This is a genomic window from Sphingomonas sp. Leaf38, assembly GCF_001421825.1.
In the GTDB taxonomy this organism is placed as follows: Bacteria; Pseudomonadota; Alphaproteobacteria; order Sphingomonadales; family Sphingomonadaceae; genus Sphingomonas.
In genome coordinates this window covers 185,828-204,680 of sequence record NZ_LMLD01000008.1, presented here as the reverse complement: position 1 = coordinate 204,680, position 18,853 = coordinate 185,828, and the positions used below count along the sequence as shown (strand labels likewise).

The window sequence follows — 18,853 nt, the reverse complement described above, 5'->3', positions numbered from 1 at the left end:
CCCCCGACCCCTCCCGCAAGCGGGAGGGGAGCAGTGAGTGCGCCTCTTCACATCGCGGTGCTGATGGGCGGCTGGTCGGCGGAGCGTGAGGTCTCGCTGATGTCGGGCAATGGCTGTGCCGATGCGCTGGAGTCGCTCGGGCACCGCGTCACGCGGATCGATATGGGGCGCGACGTCGCGGCGCGGTTGGCGGAGGCTCAGCCCGATCTCGTGTTCAACGCGCTGCACGGGACGCCTGGCGAGGATGGTTCGGTGCAGGGGCTGCTCGATCTGATGGGCGTGCGCTACACGCATTCGGGGCTGGCGACGTCGGTGATCGCGATCGACAAGGTGCTGACCAAGCTGCTGCTGGTGCCTGCGGGGATCCCGATGCCGGGCGGGCGGATCGTCAAGTCGGCGGAGCTGTTCGAGGGCGATCCGATGGCGCGGCCTTATGTGCTGAAGCCGGTCAACGAAGGGTCGTCGGTGGGCGTCGCGATCGTCACAGACAGCAGCACTTACGGCAACCCGATCGCGCGCGACAGCCTCGGGCCGTGGATCGATTTCGAGGAGCTGCTCGCCGAGCCCTATATTCGCGGGCGCGAACTGACGACCGCGGTGCTCGGCAATCGGGCGCTGGGCGTCACCGAGTTGAAGCCCAAGACCGGCTGGTACGACTATGAGTCGAAATATACCGACGGGATGACCGAGCATGTCTGCCCGGCGGAAATCCCCGACGAGATCGCAGATGCCTGCAAGAGCCTCGCGCTCGAGGCGCACCGGTTGCTCGGCTGCAAGGGCGCGTCGCGGTCGGACTTCCGCTGGGACGACGAGCGCGGCGTCGACGGGCTGTTCCTGCTCGAGGTGAACACGCAGCCGGGAATGACTCCGCTGAGCCTGGTGCCCGAACAGGCGCGGCATATCGGCATGAGCTATGCCGAACTGGTGCAGGCGATCGTCGACGAGGCGATCGCGGACCATCCTTCGCCATGAGCCGCACGATCAAGCGCGGCCCGCCGCCCAAGCGGCCCGCCCCGCGGCGGAAAGTCGCGGTCAAGAAGGTGTCGGCGATGGACCGGCTGGTCGGGATGCTCCCGGTCAGCGAGGATACGCTGCGCAAGATCGCGACCTGGTCGATCCTCGGCGCGGGCGGCGCGGTGGCGATCGCGGCGGCGACGTGGGTCGGCATCCCCGGCATGATCGGTGCGGCGGTGGCCGAAGGCGCGGGGCGCGCGGGCTTCAAGGTCGAGCAGATCGAGGTCACGGGCCTCAAGCGGATGGACCGGATGTCGGTCTACGCGGTCGCGCTGGAGGACAAGCAGAATCAGACGTCGATGCTGTCGGTCGATCTGGAGGCGGTGCGGCAGAAGCTGTTGCGCTATGGCTGGATCGCGGACGCGCATGTCTCGCGGCGGCTGCCCAACACCATGCTGGTCGATATCGTCGAGCGGACGCCGGCTGCGGTGTGGCAGGATAATGGCCAGCTGACGCTGATCGATTCGTCGGGCGTGCTGCTCGAACCGGTTCAGCCGGAGGCGATCCCGAACCTGCCGCTGGTGATCGGGCCGGGCGCGGATCGGCAGGAGGCGTCGTACCAGACGCTCCTCGCAGCCGCCCCTGCCTTGAAGCCGCGCGTCAAGGCGGCGACCTGGGTCGGCAATCGACGCTGGGACCTGACGTTCGAGAGCGGCGAGACGTTGGCGCTGCCCGAAGACGGCGCGCCGCGGGCGCTGGTGAAGTTCGCCGAGCTGGATGGCGCGCGGCCGTTGCTGGGGCGCGGCTGGATCCGGTTCGACATGCGCGATCCGACCAAGCTGGTCGCGCGCAAGCCGGGCGCGAGCCTGGCGCACAGCGTCGACGTGCCGGCGCCGGCCAGTGTCGGGGCTAGCGCGCCGGAAACGGGCGACAATACGACTACCCCGTCGCAAACGGCGGGCGCGAACGTAACGGGCGGGGAGGGATGACATGGCGAAGGTGGCACCGGAAGGGCTGATCACGGCGCTCGATATCGGGTCGTCGAAGGTTTCGGCGATGATCGCGCAGAAGGGCGACGGGGGCGAGCTGATCGTGCTCGGCACCGGCCAGCGCGAAAGCCGCGGCGTCAAGCGCGGCTATATCGCCGACATGGCGACGACCGAGGCGGCGGTGCGCGAGGCGGTCGAGCAGGCCGAGCGGATCGCGGGCATCAACATCGAGAATGTCTGGGTCGGCTTCTCGGCCGGCGGGCTGGTGTCCGACGTCGCCGAGGTCGAGTTCGAACTGGGCGGCCACCGTGTCGAGCAGCAGGATATCGATGCGTTGCTCGCCGCGGGGCGCAACTCGATCGATCCGCAGGGGCGGATGGTGCTGCACGCGCAGCCCGCGCTCTATACGCTCGACGGGCTGACGGGGGTGAAGACGCCGCTCGGGCTGCATGCCGACCGGCTTGGCGTGCACATCCATGTGGTGGCGGCGGACGGATCGCCGGTGCGCAACCTCGATCTGTGCGTGCGCTCGGCGCATCTCGAGGTGAAGTCGATCATCGCCTCGCCGGTCGCGACGGGGCTCGCCTGCCTGAGCGACGAGGAGCGCGAGCTCGGCGTCGCGCTGGTCGAGATGGGGGCGGGGATCACCAACGTGTCGCTGTTCGCGGGCGGCATGCTGGTCGGGCTGACCTCGATCCCGATCGGTGCGCAGGACATTACCGACGACATCGCCAGCGCGTTCGGGACTCGGCGGCAGAATGCCGAGCGGATGAAGTGCTTCCACGGTTCGGCCAATGCCAGCCCGCGCGACAATCACGACATGATCCCGGTCATGCCGATCTCGGCCGAGGATGGCGCAGGCGAGGGGGCGCAGATCACCAAGGCGCAGCTGATCGGCGTGATCCGTCAGCGGCTTGAGCATCAGATGGGGGAGGTGCGCAATGCGCTCACCAAGCTGAAGTTCGAAGGGCCGGTCGGGCGGCAGGTCGTGCTGACCGGCGGCGGTGCCGAGCTGAAGGGGGTCGCCGATTATGCGCAGCAGGCGCTCGGACGCTCGGTCCGGATCGGTCGACCGCGCGGGTTGACCGCGCTGCCGGAAGCGCATGGCGGACCGGCGTTTGCGACGCTAGCGGGGTTGGCCTTTTATGCGGCGACCAACCCGATCGACCTTCGCGGGCTCGCGCCGCAGCGGACGACGGTGCACCGACCAAAGGGCATGGGCATGGTCCGCAAGTTGATTCAGGCGGCACGCGCGAATTATTAAGAGTTTCGAGGGTGCTGGCGTTATTTCGGCTGGAACAGGCCGTAACGTTGGTGCACACAGATTAATCAGGGGCCCGGCCGTAGCGTATCTACCGGGTTGTGCGGAGAACGGCGATGAGCATCGAATTCCTTAGTCCCGAAGTGGACGATCTGGCCCCCCGCATCGCGGTGATCGGCGTCGGCGGCGCTGGCGGCAACGCGATCGCCAACATGATGCGGGCCGACGTCCAAGGCGTCGACTTCCTTGTGGCGAACACCGACGCGCAGGCGTTGAAGCAGTCGACCGCACCCCAGCGTATCCAGCTGGGCACCAAGATCACGCAAGGGCTCGGCGCCGGCTCGCGTCCCGAGATCGGCCGCGCGGCCGCCGAGGAGACGATCGACCAGCTCGCCAAGATGCTCGAAGGCGCGCACATGTGCTTCATCACCGCCGGCATGGGCGGCGGCACGGGCACGGGCGCGGCACCGGTCATCGCCAAGGCGGCGCGCGACATGGGCATCCTGACCGTCGGCGTCGTGACCAAGCCGTTCGCGTTCGAGGGCAACCGTCGCGCCAAGTCGGCCGAGGGCGGCATCGACGAGCTGCAAAAGTATGTCGACACGCTGATCGTCATCCCGAACCAGAACCTGTTCCTCATCGCCAACGCGAACACGACCTTCAAGGAAGCATTCACGATGGCGGACGAGGTCCTCCAGCAGGGCGTCCGCAGCATCACCGACCTGATGGTGATGCCGGGCCTCATCAACCTCGATTTCGCCGACGTCCGCTCGGTGATGCAGGAGATGGGCAAGGCGATGATGGGCACCGGCGAGGCGAGCGGCGACAACCGTGCGCTCGAGGCGGCGCAGAAGGCGATCTCGAACCCGCTGCTCGAAGGCGTCAGCATGCGCGGCGCCAAGGGCGTCATCATCTCGATCACCGGCGGCGACGACATGCGCCTGCTCGAGGTCGACGAAGCCGCCAATCACATCCGCGACCTGGTCGATCCCGATGCCAACATCATCTGGGGCTCGGCGTTCAACCAGGAGCTGGAAGGCAAGATCCGCGTCTCGGTCGTCGCGACCGGGATCGACGCCGATGCGCGTCCGCCCGAGGCTGCACCCGAGCCAACGCGCTCGTTCAGCTTCGGATCGCGCAAGACTGACGAAAACACGTCGTTCCGTCCGAGCGAGCCATCCGCATCGGCTCCGGCCGCTGCCGCACCCGTCGAAGAGCCGCTTGACCTGACCGCGTCATCGGAGGTCGAGCCATCGGCGTCGGACGACGAACTGGTGCTCGGTGCCGAGACCATGGTCCCACAGGCTGCCCCGGCACCTGCGCCCGCACCGGCACCCGCACCACAGGGTCACAGCGCGCAGGTCCATGTTCCGCAGGCGCCGCGCACCTATGCCGACGAGCCCTATGGTCGTGGCCCGATTGCGCGTCCGGCCTCCGCCTCGCCGGTGCCGCCTGCGCGCGCACCGGTCGCCCCGGCGATCCCCGTGCCGACCCCGGCTGCGGACGAGGGTGGCGCGCGTCGCCGCTGGCTCGCGCCGGGCGCCGAGGCTGCCCCCGAGGCGGTTCCGGCCGCGCCGCGCGTGAAGCTTGGCGGTACGCTGTTCGAGCGTATGTCGAATGCGGCGCGGGGCGCAGCGAAGGAAGAGGGCGATGCGGCACCGCAGGATCCGCTCGACATTCCGCGCTTCCTGCACCGGCAGAACAACCAGTAAGGTTGGGCGTCGTTCTCTCGGTCTGGCGGGGGAACGGCGGGGCCAGATGGATTGGTGGAGGTATCGTCCTCCAACATAACCTCCCCGGCGGAGGCCGGGGCCAGTTGGCAAGGTTGATGTAACGGAGCGCGTTCCATCGGTATTTCCGTCTGCCAACCGGACTCCGGCCGCCGCCGGGGAGGCGGCGTTTCAGCGTGAACGATTTTTCAAGATTAATTATGACGAATCCGCAGATCGCAACCCTCGCCCGTTACTTGCTCCTTGAAGCTGCATTCGTCGTTGCCCCGGCCCGGTTCGCCGCGCGCGCGCGTCGCGGACATTGCCGGTTCGGTCGGGCTGGGGTCTAGACGGATGATCCTCATGACCCGCTCGTCCCATCATCTCCTGACTGCTGCGCTGGCGCTCGTGCTGGCGGCGGTGCCGTGCGCGGCGTCCGGACAGGCGATGATTCAGGCGATCCCGGGGACGACCGATGCGGACCGCTTGGGCGACGAGATGCGCAAGCTGGCCAGCAACCCGCGTGACATCGACGCGCTGATCCGGGCGGGCGACCTGTCGATGGGGCTGGGCGACCTGAGTGGCGCTGCCGCGCTGTTCGCGCGTGCCGAAAAGGTGAACCCGCGCGATGGCCGCGCGAAGGCGGGGATGGCGTCGATCTTGGTGCGGTCCGAGCGGCCGGGCGAGGCGCTGCGCTATTATGCGCAGGCCGAGGGCTTCGGGCTCGATCCACGCACGTTCGCGGCGGATCGCGGGCTGGCCTATGACCTGATCGGGCAGCAGGACCGGGCGCAGCGCGACTACCGCGTCGCGTTGCGCGATGCTCCCGATGACGAGACGACGCGGCGCTATGCGCTGTCGCTCGGGATTTCGGGCAAGCAGGAGCTTGCGTTGCAACAACTCGGTCCCTTGCTGCTGAAGAGCGATCGGGGTGCGTGGCGGTCACGCGCGTTCATCATGGCGATGAACGGCGATGTGGCGGGCGCGGCGAAGATCGCGACGACGATGATGCCCGCGGGGACCGCGCAGGGGCTGCAACCCTTTTTCCAGCGGCTGCCGACGCTGCCGGCGAGCGACCGGGCGTTCGCGGTGCATTTCGGCGAAGTCCACGCGACGCCCGCGCGGCTCGCGGACGCACGGATGGCACCGCCAATGGGGATGCTAGCGGCGGATCCGACCGCGCCGGTGATGATGGCCGCGGTGACACCGCAGCCGGTGGTCGCCGCGACCTCGACCAGGAAGGGCAGGCGCGATCGGCGCGACAAGCCCGAGCGGGTCCAGATGGCGGCAGTAACGCGCTCGACGGCGACTCCGGTTCCGACGACCGCGACGATCGCTCCCGGTGCCGCGGGTACCGTCCCGACGGTCCCGACGACCGCCTATGCTGCCCCGGTCCAGCTTGCGGCAGCGCCGATGCAGATGGTGCAGACGTTGCCGCCGCGGGCGGTAGCTTCGCCGCAGTCGCGTGACGTGGCGAACGGTCCGGTGCAAGGCGTCCGCACCAACCCGGCCGCCGAGGCGAATTCGGTCGTTGCCGCCACCGTGCCGCCGAGCGTGCCCGCGGCTTCGGTTCCGCTGACCACGCCGGCGCGTGTCGTGCCGGCGCCGGCACCGGTGGGGACGCTGCCGCAGGGCGTTGCCACGCAGATGGCGGCGATCCCGGTGGGACAAGGGCGGACCGATCCGACGCGCTCGGCCAATGCGCTTGCGGCTTCCGCGTCGGCTTCACGATCGGTTGCGATCCAGCAGGTACCTGGTCTGCAGGTCCCTGTTCAACAGGTTCCGGGCCAGCAATACGCGCCGGTCCAGAGCGCAAGCGCAGGTACGCCGACGCCGGGCTTCTCCAGTGCCCCGACCCAAAGCTTGGCCAGTACGTCTACGCCATCACCCGTTACGCCGGCCCGAGCCATCCCGACACCCGTTGCCCCGACGACCGTGGCCGCCGTCGCGACGCCCCGGACTCATGCGGTGGCGGCCAGCGAGGATTCGATCCTTGCGCGGATCGTCGCGGGGCTCTCGATCCCTGCGTCCGAGCTTGACGTCGCGCCGATGCGTCCTGCGCCGGTCGTGACGCCTGGCGTCCTGCCAGCGGCCTCGCCGATGTCGGAGGAGGCCGGGCGCGTGCTGGCCGAGGCGAACGCCAAGGCCGAGCGCGATGCCGCCGCCAAGGCGATTGCGGCAAAGACGCTGGTGGCGGACAAGCTGGCGGCCGACAAGAAGGCGGCCGCGGACAAGAAGGTCGCCGCACGCAAGGCCATCGCCGACAAGAAGGCGCTGGCCGAGAAGAAGGCGGCGGCGGCCGAAAAGCTAGCGGCGGACAAGGCTGCGGCCGAGGAGAAGCGCATCGCGCGCGCCAATCCGGAACGCGTCTGGGTGCAGGTGTCGACCGGCGCGACCGAGGGCGACCTGCCCAAGGCGTGGAAGAAGGCCAAGGCCAAGGCGCCGACCGTGTTCGGCAGCCGCGGCGGCTGGACCGCGCCGTGGAAGGCGACCAACCGCGTGCTCGCCGGGCCGTTCAAGACCGATGCGGAGGCGCGCACCTTCGTCAATCAGCTCGCCAAGGAAGGCGTTCCGACGTTCACCTTCACCAGCGATCCGGGCGAGATAATCACGAAGTTGCCAGCGAAGTGAGCTACCGCGCGCCCTGGGCTTCGGACCCGGCGCGCAGCAAAGGACGGCTTCAGGAAGAACAGAACGGGTCCGTCCGGGGGCCGCGCGATGCGTTCCAGCGCGATCGCGACCGGATCATCCACTCGATCAGCTTTCGTCGCCTGCGCCACAAGACGCAGGTCTTCATGGCGCCCGATGGCGATCATTTTCGCGTCCGTCTGACGCACAGCCTGGAGGTGGCGCAGATCGGCCGGACGATCGCGCGGACTCTGGCGCTGAACGAGGATTTGACCGAGGCGCTGTGCCTGGCGCACGACATCGGCCATCCGCCGTTCGGTCATGCCGGCGAGGATGCGCTGAAGGCGGCGCTGATGCCGTCGGTCGAGGACGGCGGGCAGGGCGGGTTCGATCACAATGGTCATACGCTGCGCACGTTGATGACGATCGAGCGGCCCTATCCGCTGTGGAACGGGCTGAACCTGACCTGGGAGACGCTCGAGGGGCTGGCCAAGCATAACGGGCCGGTGCGGAACCCGGGCTGGGCGCTGGCGGCGGCGGATGCGGAGTTTCCGCTGGCGCTGACGAGTTTTTCGTCGCTGGAGGCGCAGGTCGCGGCGATCGCCGACGATATCGCCTATGACAATCACGATATCGACGATGGTCTGCGCGCGGGGTTGCTGACGCTCGACCAGATGCTGGCGGTGCCGTTGGTCGCGCGCGGCTGGGACGATGTGCGCCGCCGCTTTCCCGATGTCGCGCCGAAGCGGCTGGTGGGCGAGCTCGTGCGCACGCAGATCGGGACGATGGTCAACGACCTGATCGCCGAGACGCGCGGGCGGATCGCCGCGAGCGGCGTGACGAGCGTCGATGATGTGCGCGCGGCGGGACAATGCCTGGTCGGGTTCTCGCCCGAAATGAGGGATGCGGAGCGCGACCTGAAGCGGTTCATGTACGCCAACCTGTATCATCATCCGCGCCAGCTGGCGGCGGCGGATGCGGCGCACGGGATCGTGTCGGGGCTATTCGCGGTCTATCGCGAGGATCCGGCCACGATGCCGGAGGAATGGCGCGAGCGGTTGCCCGCGGCGGAGCCCGACAGGAGCCGGCATATCGCGGACTTCATCGCAGGGATGACCGACCGGTATGCGGTGTCGCGGTATCGCGAGCTGGTTGGGCCGATCGATCTGCCCGAGGGCTTTTGAGGGTCACGGACTGTCATCCGTGATCCTAACTTTTTGCTGTTGGTTTGGCCTTCTCCACCTCCCGTCATCCTGACGAAAGTCAGGACCCAAGTTACCAGACGCTGCGCGTGATGGCTCTGGGTCCTGACTTTCGTCAGGATGACGGAGGCGGATGAGGGGATGGCCACGTAACGCAAGACGGCGGCCGGACCGAGGTCCGACCGCCGTGTTAGTAGCCCGTACGACAGCGTAAGGTCAGCGCGTGACCGACGCGATGCCGCCCGCTGCGCCGGTGGCTTCGGCGGTCTTGAACGTGACCGGAACCCCGCCCGACACGCCCGAGACGTGATTGCCGCGGACGATCAGGTGAAACTTCTGGCCCGATGGGTAGCGACGGCCATCGATGACCTGACGGCCAGCGTCTTGCGTCGTCGTGTAGACATAGGTGCTGCCTTCGTGGACGAAGCTCTGCTTTTCGTCGGCAGCCATGCCGATCGTCGAAGTGAGCGCGGCGGCGGCGGCGGCGATAATCTTGAAGGTAGTGCGCATGATCGTTTCTCCCGCGTTGTGCGTCGAGCCGGATCAGGTCTTCTCCCAACTCTCGAGTTAGAGAAATATTGCAGTGCAGCATGAGTCGCAATTGCAAAGCCTTCGATTACGGTTGCGTGCGGCGCAACGATGGGCCGACCTGTCGATGCGATGAGCCGCTCTGCCGACATAGTTGCGCGACAAATCGGGCGCAGACCGGTCGGGAAGGAGAGGGTCGGTGTCCGTTTCCAGTATTGCACTCAATCGGTTCGGTCTCGGTGCGAGGCCCGGTGACAAGGCTTCAGGCGATCCAGCGCGATGGGTGCTCGGGCAGTGCGATCGGTTCGATGCGCGGCCCGCCGCGATTGCGGGCGCGCCCTCGACCGCGAGCGTGTCGGTGGGGCTTTCCGCGTATTTCGCGGAGCAGAGGGCGATCCGGGCGCAGTTCGGTCCGCGGGGGCCGAAGCCTGCGACGGAACCGGCTCCCGCGTCGATGGCGACGCCAGGGCCCGCCATGGCTGTTGCCGATCCAGGCGAAGCGGCGCGTCAGGCGGCGCGGCAACGGGCGGGCAAGCTCAGCCGCGACGATTATGGGGCCGCGGTCGCTGCGCGGACCATCGCCGCGCTGACGAGCGACGCGCCGTTCGTCGAGCAGCTGGTGCACTTCTGGGCGAACCATTTCGCGGTCTCGACCGACAAGCTCGAGGTCACCGGGCTCGCAGGGCCGATGGAGTTCGAGGCGATTCGCCCGCATGTGCTCGGCACGTTCGCCGACATGCTGAACGCGGTCGAGCGGCATCCGGCGATGCTGCTCTATCTCGACCAGGCGGTGTCGGTCGGCCCCGACAGCGCGTTCGCCGCGCGCCGGGCTAAGCGGCGATCTGGCCTGAACGAGAATCTCGCGCGCGAGATCATGGAGCTGCACACGCTCGGCGTCCGCAGCGGCTATACGCAGGCCGACGTCACCGAATTCGCGCGGGCGATGACGGGCTGGACGGTGGCGGGGATCGGCCGTGGGCCGGGCGCGCGCGTGCAGGACGATTCGCGGGCCGGCGCGTTCGTGTTCCTGGCCGACGTGCACCAGCCGGGCGACCGGATCGTGATGGGCAAGCGCTATCCCGCGGCGGGCGAGGCGCAGGCGCAGGCGGTGCTCGCCGATCTTGCGGTCCATCCCGCGACCGCGACGCATATCGCGACCAAGCTTGCGCGGCATTTTGCGGGCGACACGCCGCCGCCGGCGATGGTGGCGCGGATCGCGGCGGCGTTCCGGAGCTCGGGCGGCGACCTGCCGACCGTCTACCGCGCGGTGGTGGCATCGCCCGAAGCGTGGGTGACGCCGCCGGTGAAGTTCAAGTCGCCGTGGGAATGGTATGTCTCGACGCAGCGCGCGCTGGGGACGACGACGGTCCAGCCGGGCGTGACGGTGGGCATGATGAACCAGCTCGGCCAGCCGATCTGGAAGCCGGGGCAGCCGGTCGGCTATGACGATATCGCCGCCGCCTGGGCCGGGCCCGATGCGATCCTGCGCCGGGTCGAGGCGGCGGAACGGTTCGCGGCACGCGCGGGGCCGGTCGATGCGCGCGCGCTGGCCCCGACGCTGTTCCCGGGCGCGCTGAGTGCCGCGACCGCGCAAGGCCTCGCGCGCGCGGAAAGCCCGGCGCAGGCGCTGGCCTTGCTGCTGGTGGCTCCAGAATCGATGCGGAGATGATCATGCTCGACCGTCGTTCCTTTCTCTCGACCGGTACGCTCGGCGTGCTGGCGTCCGCCTTCGCGCCGCGCATCGCGTTTGCACGCGCCGCGACCAACAAGCGGTTCGTGTTCGTCATCCAGCGCGGCGCGGCGGACGGGCTGGGCATGATCGGCGCGGTTGGCGATCCTGCGTTCGCGGGCGTGCGCGGCGATCTGGCCGCGGACCTGGCCGCGGGCACCAAGCTCGACGGCATGTTCGCGCTGCACCCGGCGATGGTGGCGAGCGCGGGGCTGTACACACAAGGCCAGGCGCTGTTCGCGCATGCGATCGCCTCGCCCTATCGCGATCGGTCGCATTTCGACGGGCAGAACGTGCTCGAGACGGGCGGCGCGAGCGCGTATCAGGTGCGCGACGGGTGGCTGAACCGGTTGCTCGGCGTGCTGCCCGCGGACCAGGCGCGCGCGATCGCGGTGGCGGCGACGGTGCCGATGGCATTGCGCGGGCGGCGCGAGGTGGCGTCCTATGCGCCGTCGAACCTGCCCGATGCATCCGACGACCTGCTGCAGCGCGTGACGATGCTGTACGAGGGCGACGCCCAGTTGCACGGTCTGTGGAGCGAGGCGATGGCGACGCGCCAGCTGACCAGTGATCTGGGGCAGGACGGCGGCCGCAATGCCGCCGCGACCGGTGCGCTCGCCGCGCGGTTGCTCACGCCCGACAATGGCGCGCGAATCGCGATGATCGAGACGGGCGGGTGGGATACGCATACCGGCCAGCGTGGTCGGCTGACCGCACAGTTGAAGGGTCTCGATGCGATGATCGCGGCGCTGCAGGCGGGGCTGGGGCCGTTATGGGCGGACACGATGGTGCTGGTCGCGACCGAGTTCGGGCGGACCGTCGCGGTCAACGGCACGGGCGGCACGGATCACGGCACGGGCACCGCGGCGATGCTGTTCGGCGGTGGGGTGAAGGGCGGGCGAGTCGTGTCTGACTGGCCCGGGCTCGCCGCCGCCGCGCTGTACGAGGCGCGCGATCTGAAGCCGACGATGCAGCTCGATGCGTTCATCGGCGGCGCGGTGTCGGCGCATTTCGGGGTCGAGCCGGCGCGCGCGATGGCGGCGTTGTTTCCGGCGAGCGCGCGGACGGCGGCGATCGAGGGGCTGGTGCGGGTGTGAGGCGGTCGCTGCGGGCTACGCGTGGCGCGGTCTCGGCGCGAGCCAGGCCTCACTCTGCGTCATCCTGACGCAAATCAGGGCTCCGGGTCACGATGGCTACCCCCTGGTACCCTGGGTCCTGACTTTCGTCAGGATGACGGAGGGGCGGGCCGCGGGCGCCACGGGATTAAAATTGAGCGCAACACGGCTTTGGTCTAGAGCGCGCGTTTCCTTGACGTACCGGGACTGCCATGACGCTCTATACCCGTTTCGCCGCGCATATCGATGCGGCGCTCGACACGCTGACCGCGGCGGGGACGCTGCCGGACGGGCTCGATCGCAAGAATGTGACGGTCGAGCCGCCGCGCGACACGAGCCATGGTGATCTCGCGACCAACGCCGCAATGGTGCTCGCCAAGCCCGCCAAGACCAATCCGCGCGTGCTGGCGGATGCGCTGGTCGCCGAGCTGTCGAAGCTCGAGGACGTCGCGTCGGCGAGCGTCGCAGGGCCCGGTTTCATCAACATGAAGCTGACCGACGACGCGTGGCGCGCCGAGCTCGCGGCAATCCCGGCGGCGGGCGCGGATTACGGCCGGTCGACGCAAGGCGCGGGGATCACGGTCAATATCGAATATGTCTCGGCCAACCCCACGGGGCCGATGCACATGGGGCATTGCCGCGGCGCGGTGGTCGGCGATGCGCTGGCCAGCCTGCTCGAATTCGCCGGGCACCGCGTGATCCGCGAATATTATGTCAACGATGCGGGCGGCCAGGTCGACGTGCTCGCGCGCTCGGTCCACCTGCGCTACCGCGAGGCGCTGGGCGAGACCGTCGAGATCCCCGAGGGGCTCTACCCCGGCGATTATCTTGTCCCCGTCGGCCAGTCGCTCGCCACCGAATATGGCGACCGGTATGTCGGCGCGCCCGAGAGCGAATGGCTGGCGATCTTCCGTACGCAGGCGGTCGCCGCGATGATGGTGATGATCCGCGCCGATCTCGCGCTGCTCGGGATCGAGCATGAGGTGTTCGCGTCCGAAGCCGAGCTCCAGGCGGCCAAGAAGCCCGAGGCGGCCGAGGCGGAGCTGCGGTCGCGCGACCTGGTGTATGACGGCGTGCTCGAGGCGCCCAAGGGCGAGACGCCCGACGACTGGGAGCCGGTCGAGCTGCCGCTGTTCCGCTCGACCCAGTTCGGCGACGACCAGGATCGCCCGATCAAGAAGTCGAACGGATCCTGGACCTATTTCGGCGCCGATCTCGCCTATCATTTCCAGAAGAGCCAGAGCGCCGATCAGCTGATCGACATCTGGGGCGCGGATCACGGCGGCACGGTCAAGCGCATCGTCGCGGCGGTCGCGGCGCTGACCGGTGGCAAGACTCGGTTCGACGTGAAGCTCGTCCAGATGGTCCGGCTGTTGCGCAACGGCGAGCCGATGAAGATGTCGAAGCGATCGGGCAATTTCGTCACGCTGGCCGATGTCGTGCGCGAAGTCGGCAAGGACGTCGTGCGCTTCACGATGCTCACGCGGCGGTCCGATGCGCAGATGGATTTCGACTTCGCGAAGGTCGTCGAGGCGTCGAAGGACAACCCGGTTTTCTACGTCCAGTACGCGCATGCGCGGATCGCATCGCTGCATCGGCGCGCGGAAGAGGCGGGAATTACGCCGATTTCGGCAGATTTGTCCCGGCTTGATACGGACGAACTGGCTCTGGTGCAGCTCGCAGCACAGTTCCCGCGGCTCGTCGAGATCGCCTCCACGGCGCGCGAACCGCATAGAATCGCGTTCTATCTCTATGACTTGGCGGCGGCGTTTCATGCGCTGTGGAACGTCGGCAACGACCGTCCCGATCGCCGTTTCCTGGTGATCGAGGATCCGCAGGCGACCGCGGCACGTCTTTTCTTGGCGTCCGCAATAGGGCAGATTATTCATAACGGCCTCGCCATCATGGGTGTCGAAGCGGTTTCGGAGATGAAGTGATGGCCGAAGACATGGATCTGCGCGAGGAAGACCGGCTCCCTTGGCTCGAAACCGTCGAACCCGACGATGAGGATACGGTCGGCATCGGCCGCGTCATCGCGCTCGTCGTGCTCGGCCTCGCGGTGCTCGCGGGGATAATCTTCGGCATCTACAAGCTGCAGCAGCGCGCGCCCACGGGTGACGGCCAGCTGATCGCCGCGCAGGAAGGCGACTACAAGGTCAAGCCCGACGATGCCGGTGGCATGAAGGTCAAGGGCGAGGGCGAGTCGGCGATCGCGACGAGCGCTGGAAAGACGGGCAACGGCGCGATCGACCTTCGCGGCGTGCCGGAGAAGCCGGTGGCCGGCAAACGCGAAACCGCCCCCAAGGCGACCGGATCCGCCGGCCGAAACGCGGTTGCGCAAGTGCCGGCATCTGGCGGACGACTCGTTGCCGATGCGCCGATGGCGCCATCGCGATCGGCGGGCGCAGGTACGGCCAGCGGCGGATCGCTGGTGCAGCTCGGCGCATATCCGAGCGAAGCGTCCGCCAATGCCGCATGGACGAACTTCTCGAAACGGTTCGGATACGTCGCATCGCTCGGCAAGTCGGTGCAGCCGGTCGCGACGGGCGGCCGTACATTGTACCGTCTGCGCGTCAACGCGGGTAGCGCCAACCAGGCGGCAGATATATGCGGCCGGTTGCGCGTCGCGGGCGAAACCTGCTTCGTCGCAAGCTGATCGGGCTAGATCCGCGAGCGTTACTCCCTGCCGTGGGGCGAACTCCGGCAAGTACCTCACGCGCAGGGGCTTCGTACGCTTGCGGGTTTCGCGCCGGCATCTGGCCGACCGCCCAGCCAAGACGCTGTGCTGCGACCTGGCGCGCCGGCTCGGCATCCTGGCGCCATGCAACGGTCCATCACGGCAATGCTGACGAGCTGCCGGCGTCGCAGCGCATAAGGAAGTGATCCGCCACCGCTGCGCGCGACGCTTGAAGATGTGGGTGGCGACACCATCGAGATCTTGATGTGACACCGCCGAGGGGCCCTGGCGTGCCGGCCGGGGCTGACATTGGTCCACGCTCTTTGCAGATACCTCTGCGGTCGCCGCTGAGGCGCTTTGCGCTGTTCTACAAGATACCCGAAACGCGTTTGCGGTCAGCGATAAGGCGCCGTCTTGCCCGCCCGCTAGCTGGATCGGTGCGTCGGCGACGGCTCTGGCAGCGCGGTTTATCGTGCAATTCTTATCGCTTGCAAGTTCGAGGAGAAGGCATACTCTCGCTGGCAGTGGATTAAGGAGAGCCACCATGGCGACATACCCGGAACTCGAAGCCGATCCCGAGGATAAGAACCTCGTGATATTGCAGAGCCTGATTTGCCTGTTGCGTGAAAAGAACATCCTGTCGCGCGCGGATATCGAAGAGCTATGTGACACGGTGCAACGCCGCGCACGCGACCATGCGAGCGATCCGCTCCCGTGCCAGATGAACGGCGCGCGTGCAGCCGCGGCAGAGGTCGCGCAGATCGGCAATTACATCGGCCGCAAATATGGTGGCAAGCATCGCCGTACGCTCTGATTTCAGGGGCCTGGACGAAGTCGGCCGAGGGGGCATTTCTTTGGCAGCGGCTTGAGTGCGCTGGACGCATTCCACCCAGGCACCGTGTTCGCGACCAGGCATGTTTTGATTTGGATCGCTATTCGTAGCGGGAGAGCGAGCACACGCCGAGCGCAATGCTGTCGATGAAAATGGCTGCAAATCGACAAAAGAGCGGCGTTTCGACGAAAAGGGGGTTGCAGGCCCCAAAGAGTCTGCTAACAGCGCGCCTCCAGCAGCGGGGCGCCACACCAAGGCGCCACTCAAACCGCCCCGGAATGGACGCATAGCTCAGTTGGTAGAGCAGCTGACTCTTAATCAGCGGGTCCTTGGTTCGAGCCCAAGTGCGTCCACCACTTCCCCTGAAAACGCTAGATCTAGTGGCATTGACAGAATGCCAGCGTTGAGCATGCCTTGTCGCAGCGTTTATTGCGTGTGCGAGCTTAGCGGCAGAGTGAAGCGGGCTATGTGAACGCGCCGCGATGCCCGTCGGTTTTTTGACCGCATGAAACGATTACAATGAGGGGATGGGCATTTGGGCCGTCTCCGGCGCTAAAAGCACCAACCGGGGCATTTCGATCTGCGGCGTTCAAAGGCGCAGTCGGTCAGCGTTGAGGTGTCCGATCTTGCCGGTCATTGGCCCCCCACGGCAGCACGAAGTTTGATCGCTGCCTGGCAAGTTTCCGTATGTCCTACCGACCCTTGCCGAGCAGTCGGAGTTATCTGCCACTCTGCCTTTCGAGTATCCAGCGGGGGAGGCCATGCACCTCGTCACGCTCATGAACCTTGATGCCTATGAGGGGCGGACTGCTGCGGTACACGTGGCTCTGATGGAAGGCAGGGGGTGGCAGATGCTGCGTTGACTGGGCAGACGCAGACGTCGTGCTTTGATGGTCCAGCGGCCGCCTGACGATGTCCTGTGGTCTTGATCGTGGCGGGCTCGACCGTCTCGATCAGGCGTGGTCCGATCGCGTGCCTGTGGGGCCAGGCGGCGTCGATCAGGAGCCGACCGATCAGAAGGCTGGTTCTGAGCCAGCCACTCCGCCATTTGGGCGGCGTGCCGCGCCTCGTCGGCGGGTGGCATCACGGCATCGAGATCGCGGCTCGGCGCTGGGACGTGCTGCAACAGAAAGCGCCCCCTTGTGTGGCTTTCTACGGTTCAAGCGGGAAGGGTTCGACACGCCCCCTCTGCCCTGACGGGTCCACGTCTGTCGTGCAGGTCTCCAAAGGGATCAGACTTCATATAATCTACCCTGACAGGGGCCAATTGCGCTGAAGTACTGATAAATATTCCATGTCAGCCGCTTGGCAGGGGGGCTCAAAATGGATCAATTCAAAAAAGCGCCTTTAGCGCAGCGATGATGCTCGCCTCCACGTCGGCGAGGGCACAGGATGTTGCGGACGCTATTCGGGTCGTCCGAACATTGGGTCGATAATGCCAGGCGGTTCGGCCATGGCGGATGAATTCTCACCGTCGTGATCAGGCCGTATCAAATCCGGGGGTCTGCTAGGGCGACCACTATTGCGCTTATCCCCGTAACCACGCCCCTTGGACGAGCCACGGCGTTGTGGATGATGCGGTGACGGCGGATAGGGGAAGACCGACAGTGAAGAGACCATGGTCGCACACCATGCTACTTCGGGGGTGGCATGTGCTGGCTGGGTCATTATCGCCTCTAGCAACCTCCAGGTTGCGATGGCCCGGCTTCGCAGTACAGCGCCGCGCGCGGTACGATACCGAATGGTAATAACAGATAGCCGGCGCGCCAAGTGCGGCAGAGCAGTCACGCTGCACGGCAGATGATCGATGGCGCGATCGCATAGGCTGGATACGGCTTGATCGCCGGCCATGCCGCAGCTTTTTGCCGCGTGGTGCCGGGCGCTGATAAAAGTCTGTCGTTCAGGCTCGGCGCCTGCGATCTGACTGAAGACGCGCGATGATTCGACCGCGACCGTGACTTTGCGCTGCGTGCGCTGGATCGTGCGATGAAGCCCGATGCGCAACCCCGGTGTCCCCAAAGTGCCCCGACGTGGAATGCCCCGGACTCACGCCCGACCTTTTCGACGGTCGAATATAGGGGGTCGAATATAGGGGACGGTCTTGCAAGCCTCGGCGGCTTTTTCGGCACCCTCATGAACGAGGAAATGGCTCCCTGAGTAGGATTCGAACCTACGGCCACTCGATTAACAGTCGAGCGGGTTTCCAATGATTTCAATATCCGTTCTGACATGTTCGCTATTTGACCGCCCGTTGCTCCCACTCCTTGCGGCTTCGAATGTCATAATGAAGAACATGCGCGCGAGGGCCGTGGAATGAGCGCGCACGCGAGCCTCACAGGCCAGTCGTTCGGCGACCTGACTGTGGTCGGAGAATGTCGCGATTTGCGGGGGCGGCTGAAGTGGAAATGCAGGTGCCGGTGCGGCGGATCGTCGGAGGTCTATGGCAACAACCTGCGATCCGGCGGGACAACGTCGTGCGGTTGCCACCGCGCCGTCCACCCGCCCGGGCTTAGCAAGACCCGGGTATTCACCATCTGGTCGGGCATGATGGCTCGTTGCAGCAACCTCGACGACCCGAATTACGGCGGGCGCGGCATCGCCGTCTGCAAGAGATGGCAGACCTTCGCCTCGTTCTATCGGTGGGCAATGTGCAGCGGGTACCAGGAACATCTGACGATCGATCGGGTCAATAACGATCAAGGATACAGGCCCGGGAACTGCCGATGGGCAACACCCCATGAGCAGGCGCGCAACACGCGGCGGACCGTGTTCGTGCAGCATGAGGGCCAACGCATCAGCTTGACCGATGCCGCCGCCGCGCTGGGCCTGAGCTATGGCTGGCTGCAGAAGCGGATGAAGAACGAGGGAATGTCGTTCGAAGAGGCCGTCGCCAACGTGCGCGCATATCGCAAGCCGCCTCCGCATCTCAACTTTCTCGGCACGCGCCGCGGTGCCCCATGATCATCGACACCCTCTATCCCAACCTCAGGAGCGAGAGAGCATGACGAAGGAAGCGCAGGAGCAACTGGCCTACGTGATGACGCTGGAGAGCCAGGCACGGGTGGGCAGCTACCAGCACGACGTCAGCAGCGGCCCCTGGATCATTCTCGCAGGCGAGCGCGCAGAGCTTGCCCGCCGAACTACGCACACCCTCGATATTGAGAACGCCCGTGACCATACCGATGGGGAGAATAGCTAGGCGGGGCCTACGCCGAACGCCACTTGGCTG

14 protein-coding genes and 1 tRNA gene are annotated in these 18,853 nt (G+C 66.9%); 14 read left to right on the top strand and 1 reads right to left on the bottom strand.

Features of this window, described 5'->3' with window-relative positions:
• Positions 1-63 precede the first annotated feature (63 nt).
• The 6 genes from ASE88_RS02065 to ASE88_RS02040 all read left to right on the top strand — a co-directional run bounded on the left by ASE88_RS02065 (position 64) and on the right by ASE88_RS02040 (position 8,725).
• Positions 64-972, top strand: coding sequence for a D-alanine--D-alanine ligase (locus tag ASE88_RS02065; RefSeq protein ID WP_056474778.1), 909 nt, complete (start codon positions 64-66; stop codon positions 970-972).
• Positions 969-1,943 (top strand): cell division protein FtsQ/DivIB, encoded by a 975-nt coding sequence (locus ASE88_RS02060; protein WP_056474776.1) that lies wholly within the window; start codon positions 969-971, stop codon positions 1,941-1,943. The genes ASE88_RS02065 and ASE88_RS02060 overlap by 4 nt, the downstream gene beginning before the upstream one ends.
• A gap of 1 nt (position 1,944) precedes the next feature.
• Positions 1,945-3,207 (top strand): cell division protein FtsA, encoded by a 1,263-nt coding sequence (gene ftsA / locus ASE88_RS02055; protein ID WP_055880042.1) that lies wholly within the window; start codon positions 1,945-1,947, stop codon positions 3,205-3,207.
• Positions 3,208-3,320: 113 nt separating this feature from the next.
• Positions 3,321-4,916 carry a cell division protein FtsZ gene (gene ftsZ / locus ASE88_RS02050; RefSeq protein WP_056474775.1) on the top strand — a complete coding sequence of 532 codons (1,596 nt, stop codon included), beginning with the start codon at positions 3,321-3,323 and terminating at the stop codon, positions 4,914-4,916.
• Between the two features lie 360 nt (positions 4,917-5,276).
• On the top strand, positions 5,277-7,544 hold the full coding sequence (locus tag ASE88_RS02045) for a tetratricopeptide repeat protein (RefSeq protein WP_082466094.1): 2,268 nt from the start codon (positions 5,277-5,279) through the stop codon (positions 7,542-7,544).
• Positions 7,541-8,725 carry a deoxyguanosinetriphosphate triphosphohydrolase gene (locus ASE88_RS02040; RefSeq protein ID WP_056474769.1) on the top strand — a complete coding sequence of 395 codons (1,185 nt, stop codon included), beginning with the start codon at positions 7,541-7,543 and terminating at the stop codon, positions 8,723-8,725. Before ASE88_RS02045 ends, ASE88_RS02040 begins: the two co-directional genes overlap by 4 nt.
• A gap of 234 nt (positions 8,726-8,959) precedes the next feature.
• On the opposite strand, the gene ASE88_RS02035 is transcribed toward ASE88_RS02040, so the two are convergent.
• The gene (locus ASE88_RS02035) at positions 8,960-9,253 is read right to left on the bottom strand and encodes a hypothetical protein (RefSeq protein WP_082466068.1); all 294 of its coding nucleotides are present in this window, start codon (positions 9,251-9,253) and stop codon (positions 8,960-8,962) included.
• A 217-nt stretch (positions 9,254-9,470) separates the two neighbouring features.
• Here ASE88_RS02035 and ASE88_RS02030 point away from each other — a divergent pair, with 217 nt between their 5' ends.
• The 8 genes from ASE88_RS02030 to ASE88_RS01990 all read left to right on the top strand — a co-directional run bounded on the left by ASE88_RS02030 (position 9,471) and on the right by ASE88_RS01990 (position 18,823).
• Complete coding sequence (locus ASE88_RS02030; protein ID WP_056474766.1) at positions 9,471-10,940, top strand: DUF1800 domain-containing protein; 1,470 nt, start codon at positions 9,471-9,473, stop codon at positions 10,938-10,940.
• 2 nt (positions 10,941-10,942) lie between these two features.
• The gene (locus ASE88_RS02025; protein ID WP_056474987.1) at positions 10,943-12,097 is read left to right on the top strand and encodes a DUF1501 domain-containing protein; all 1,155 of its coding nucleotides are present in this window, start codon (positions 10,943-10,945) and stop codon (positions 12,095-12,097) included.
• A 230-nt stretch (positions 12,098-12,327) separates the two neighbouring features.
• Complete coding sequence (argS, locus tag ASE88_RS02020) at positions 12,328-14,052, top strand: arginine--tRNA ligase (protein ID WP_056474763.1); 1,725 nt, start codon at positions 12,328-12,330, stop codon at positions 14,050-14,052.
• On the top strand, positions 14,052-14,771 hold the full coding sequence (locus ASE88_RS02015) for an SPOR domain-containing protein (RefSeq protein ID WP_056474760.1): 720 nt from the start codon (positions 14,052-14,054) through the stop codon (positions 14,769-14,771). The genes argS and ASE88_RS02015 overlap by 1 nt, the downstream gene beginning before the upstream one ends.
• Positions 14,772-15,336: 565 nt before the next feature.
• The gene (locus ASE88_RS02010) at positions 15,337-15,606 is read left to right on the top strand and encodes a hypothetical protein (protein WP_056474758.1); all 270 of its coding nucleotides are present in this window, start codon (positions 15,337-15,339) and stop codon (positions 15,604-15,606) included.
• A gap of 298 nt (positions 15,607-15,904) precedes the next feature.
• Positions 15,905-15,980: transfer RNA gene (locus ASE88_RS02005), tRNA-Lys, on the top strand.
• Positions 15,981-17,937: 1,957 nt separating this feature from the next.
• A complete protein-coding gene (locus tag ASE88_RS18640; RefSeq protein WP_156356863.1) occupies positions 17,938-18,585 on the top strand; it encodes a hypothetical protein in 648 nt (215 codons plus the stop codon).
• A gap of 40 nt (positions 18,586-18,625) precedes the next feature.
• Positions 18,626-18,823, top strand: coding sequence for a hypothetical protein (locus ASE88_RS01990; RefSeq protein ID WP_056474752.1), 198 nt, complete (start codon positions 18,626-18,628; stop codon positions 18,821-18,823).
• The last annotated feature ends 30 nt before the right edge of the window (positions 18,824-18,853 follow it).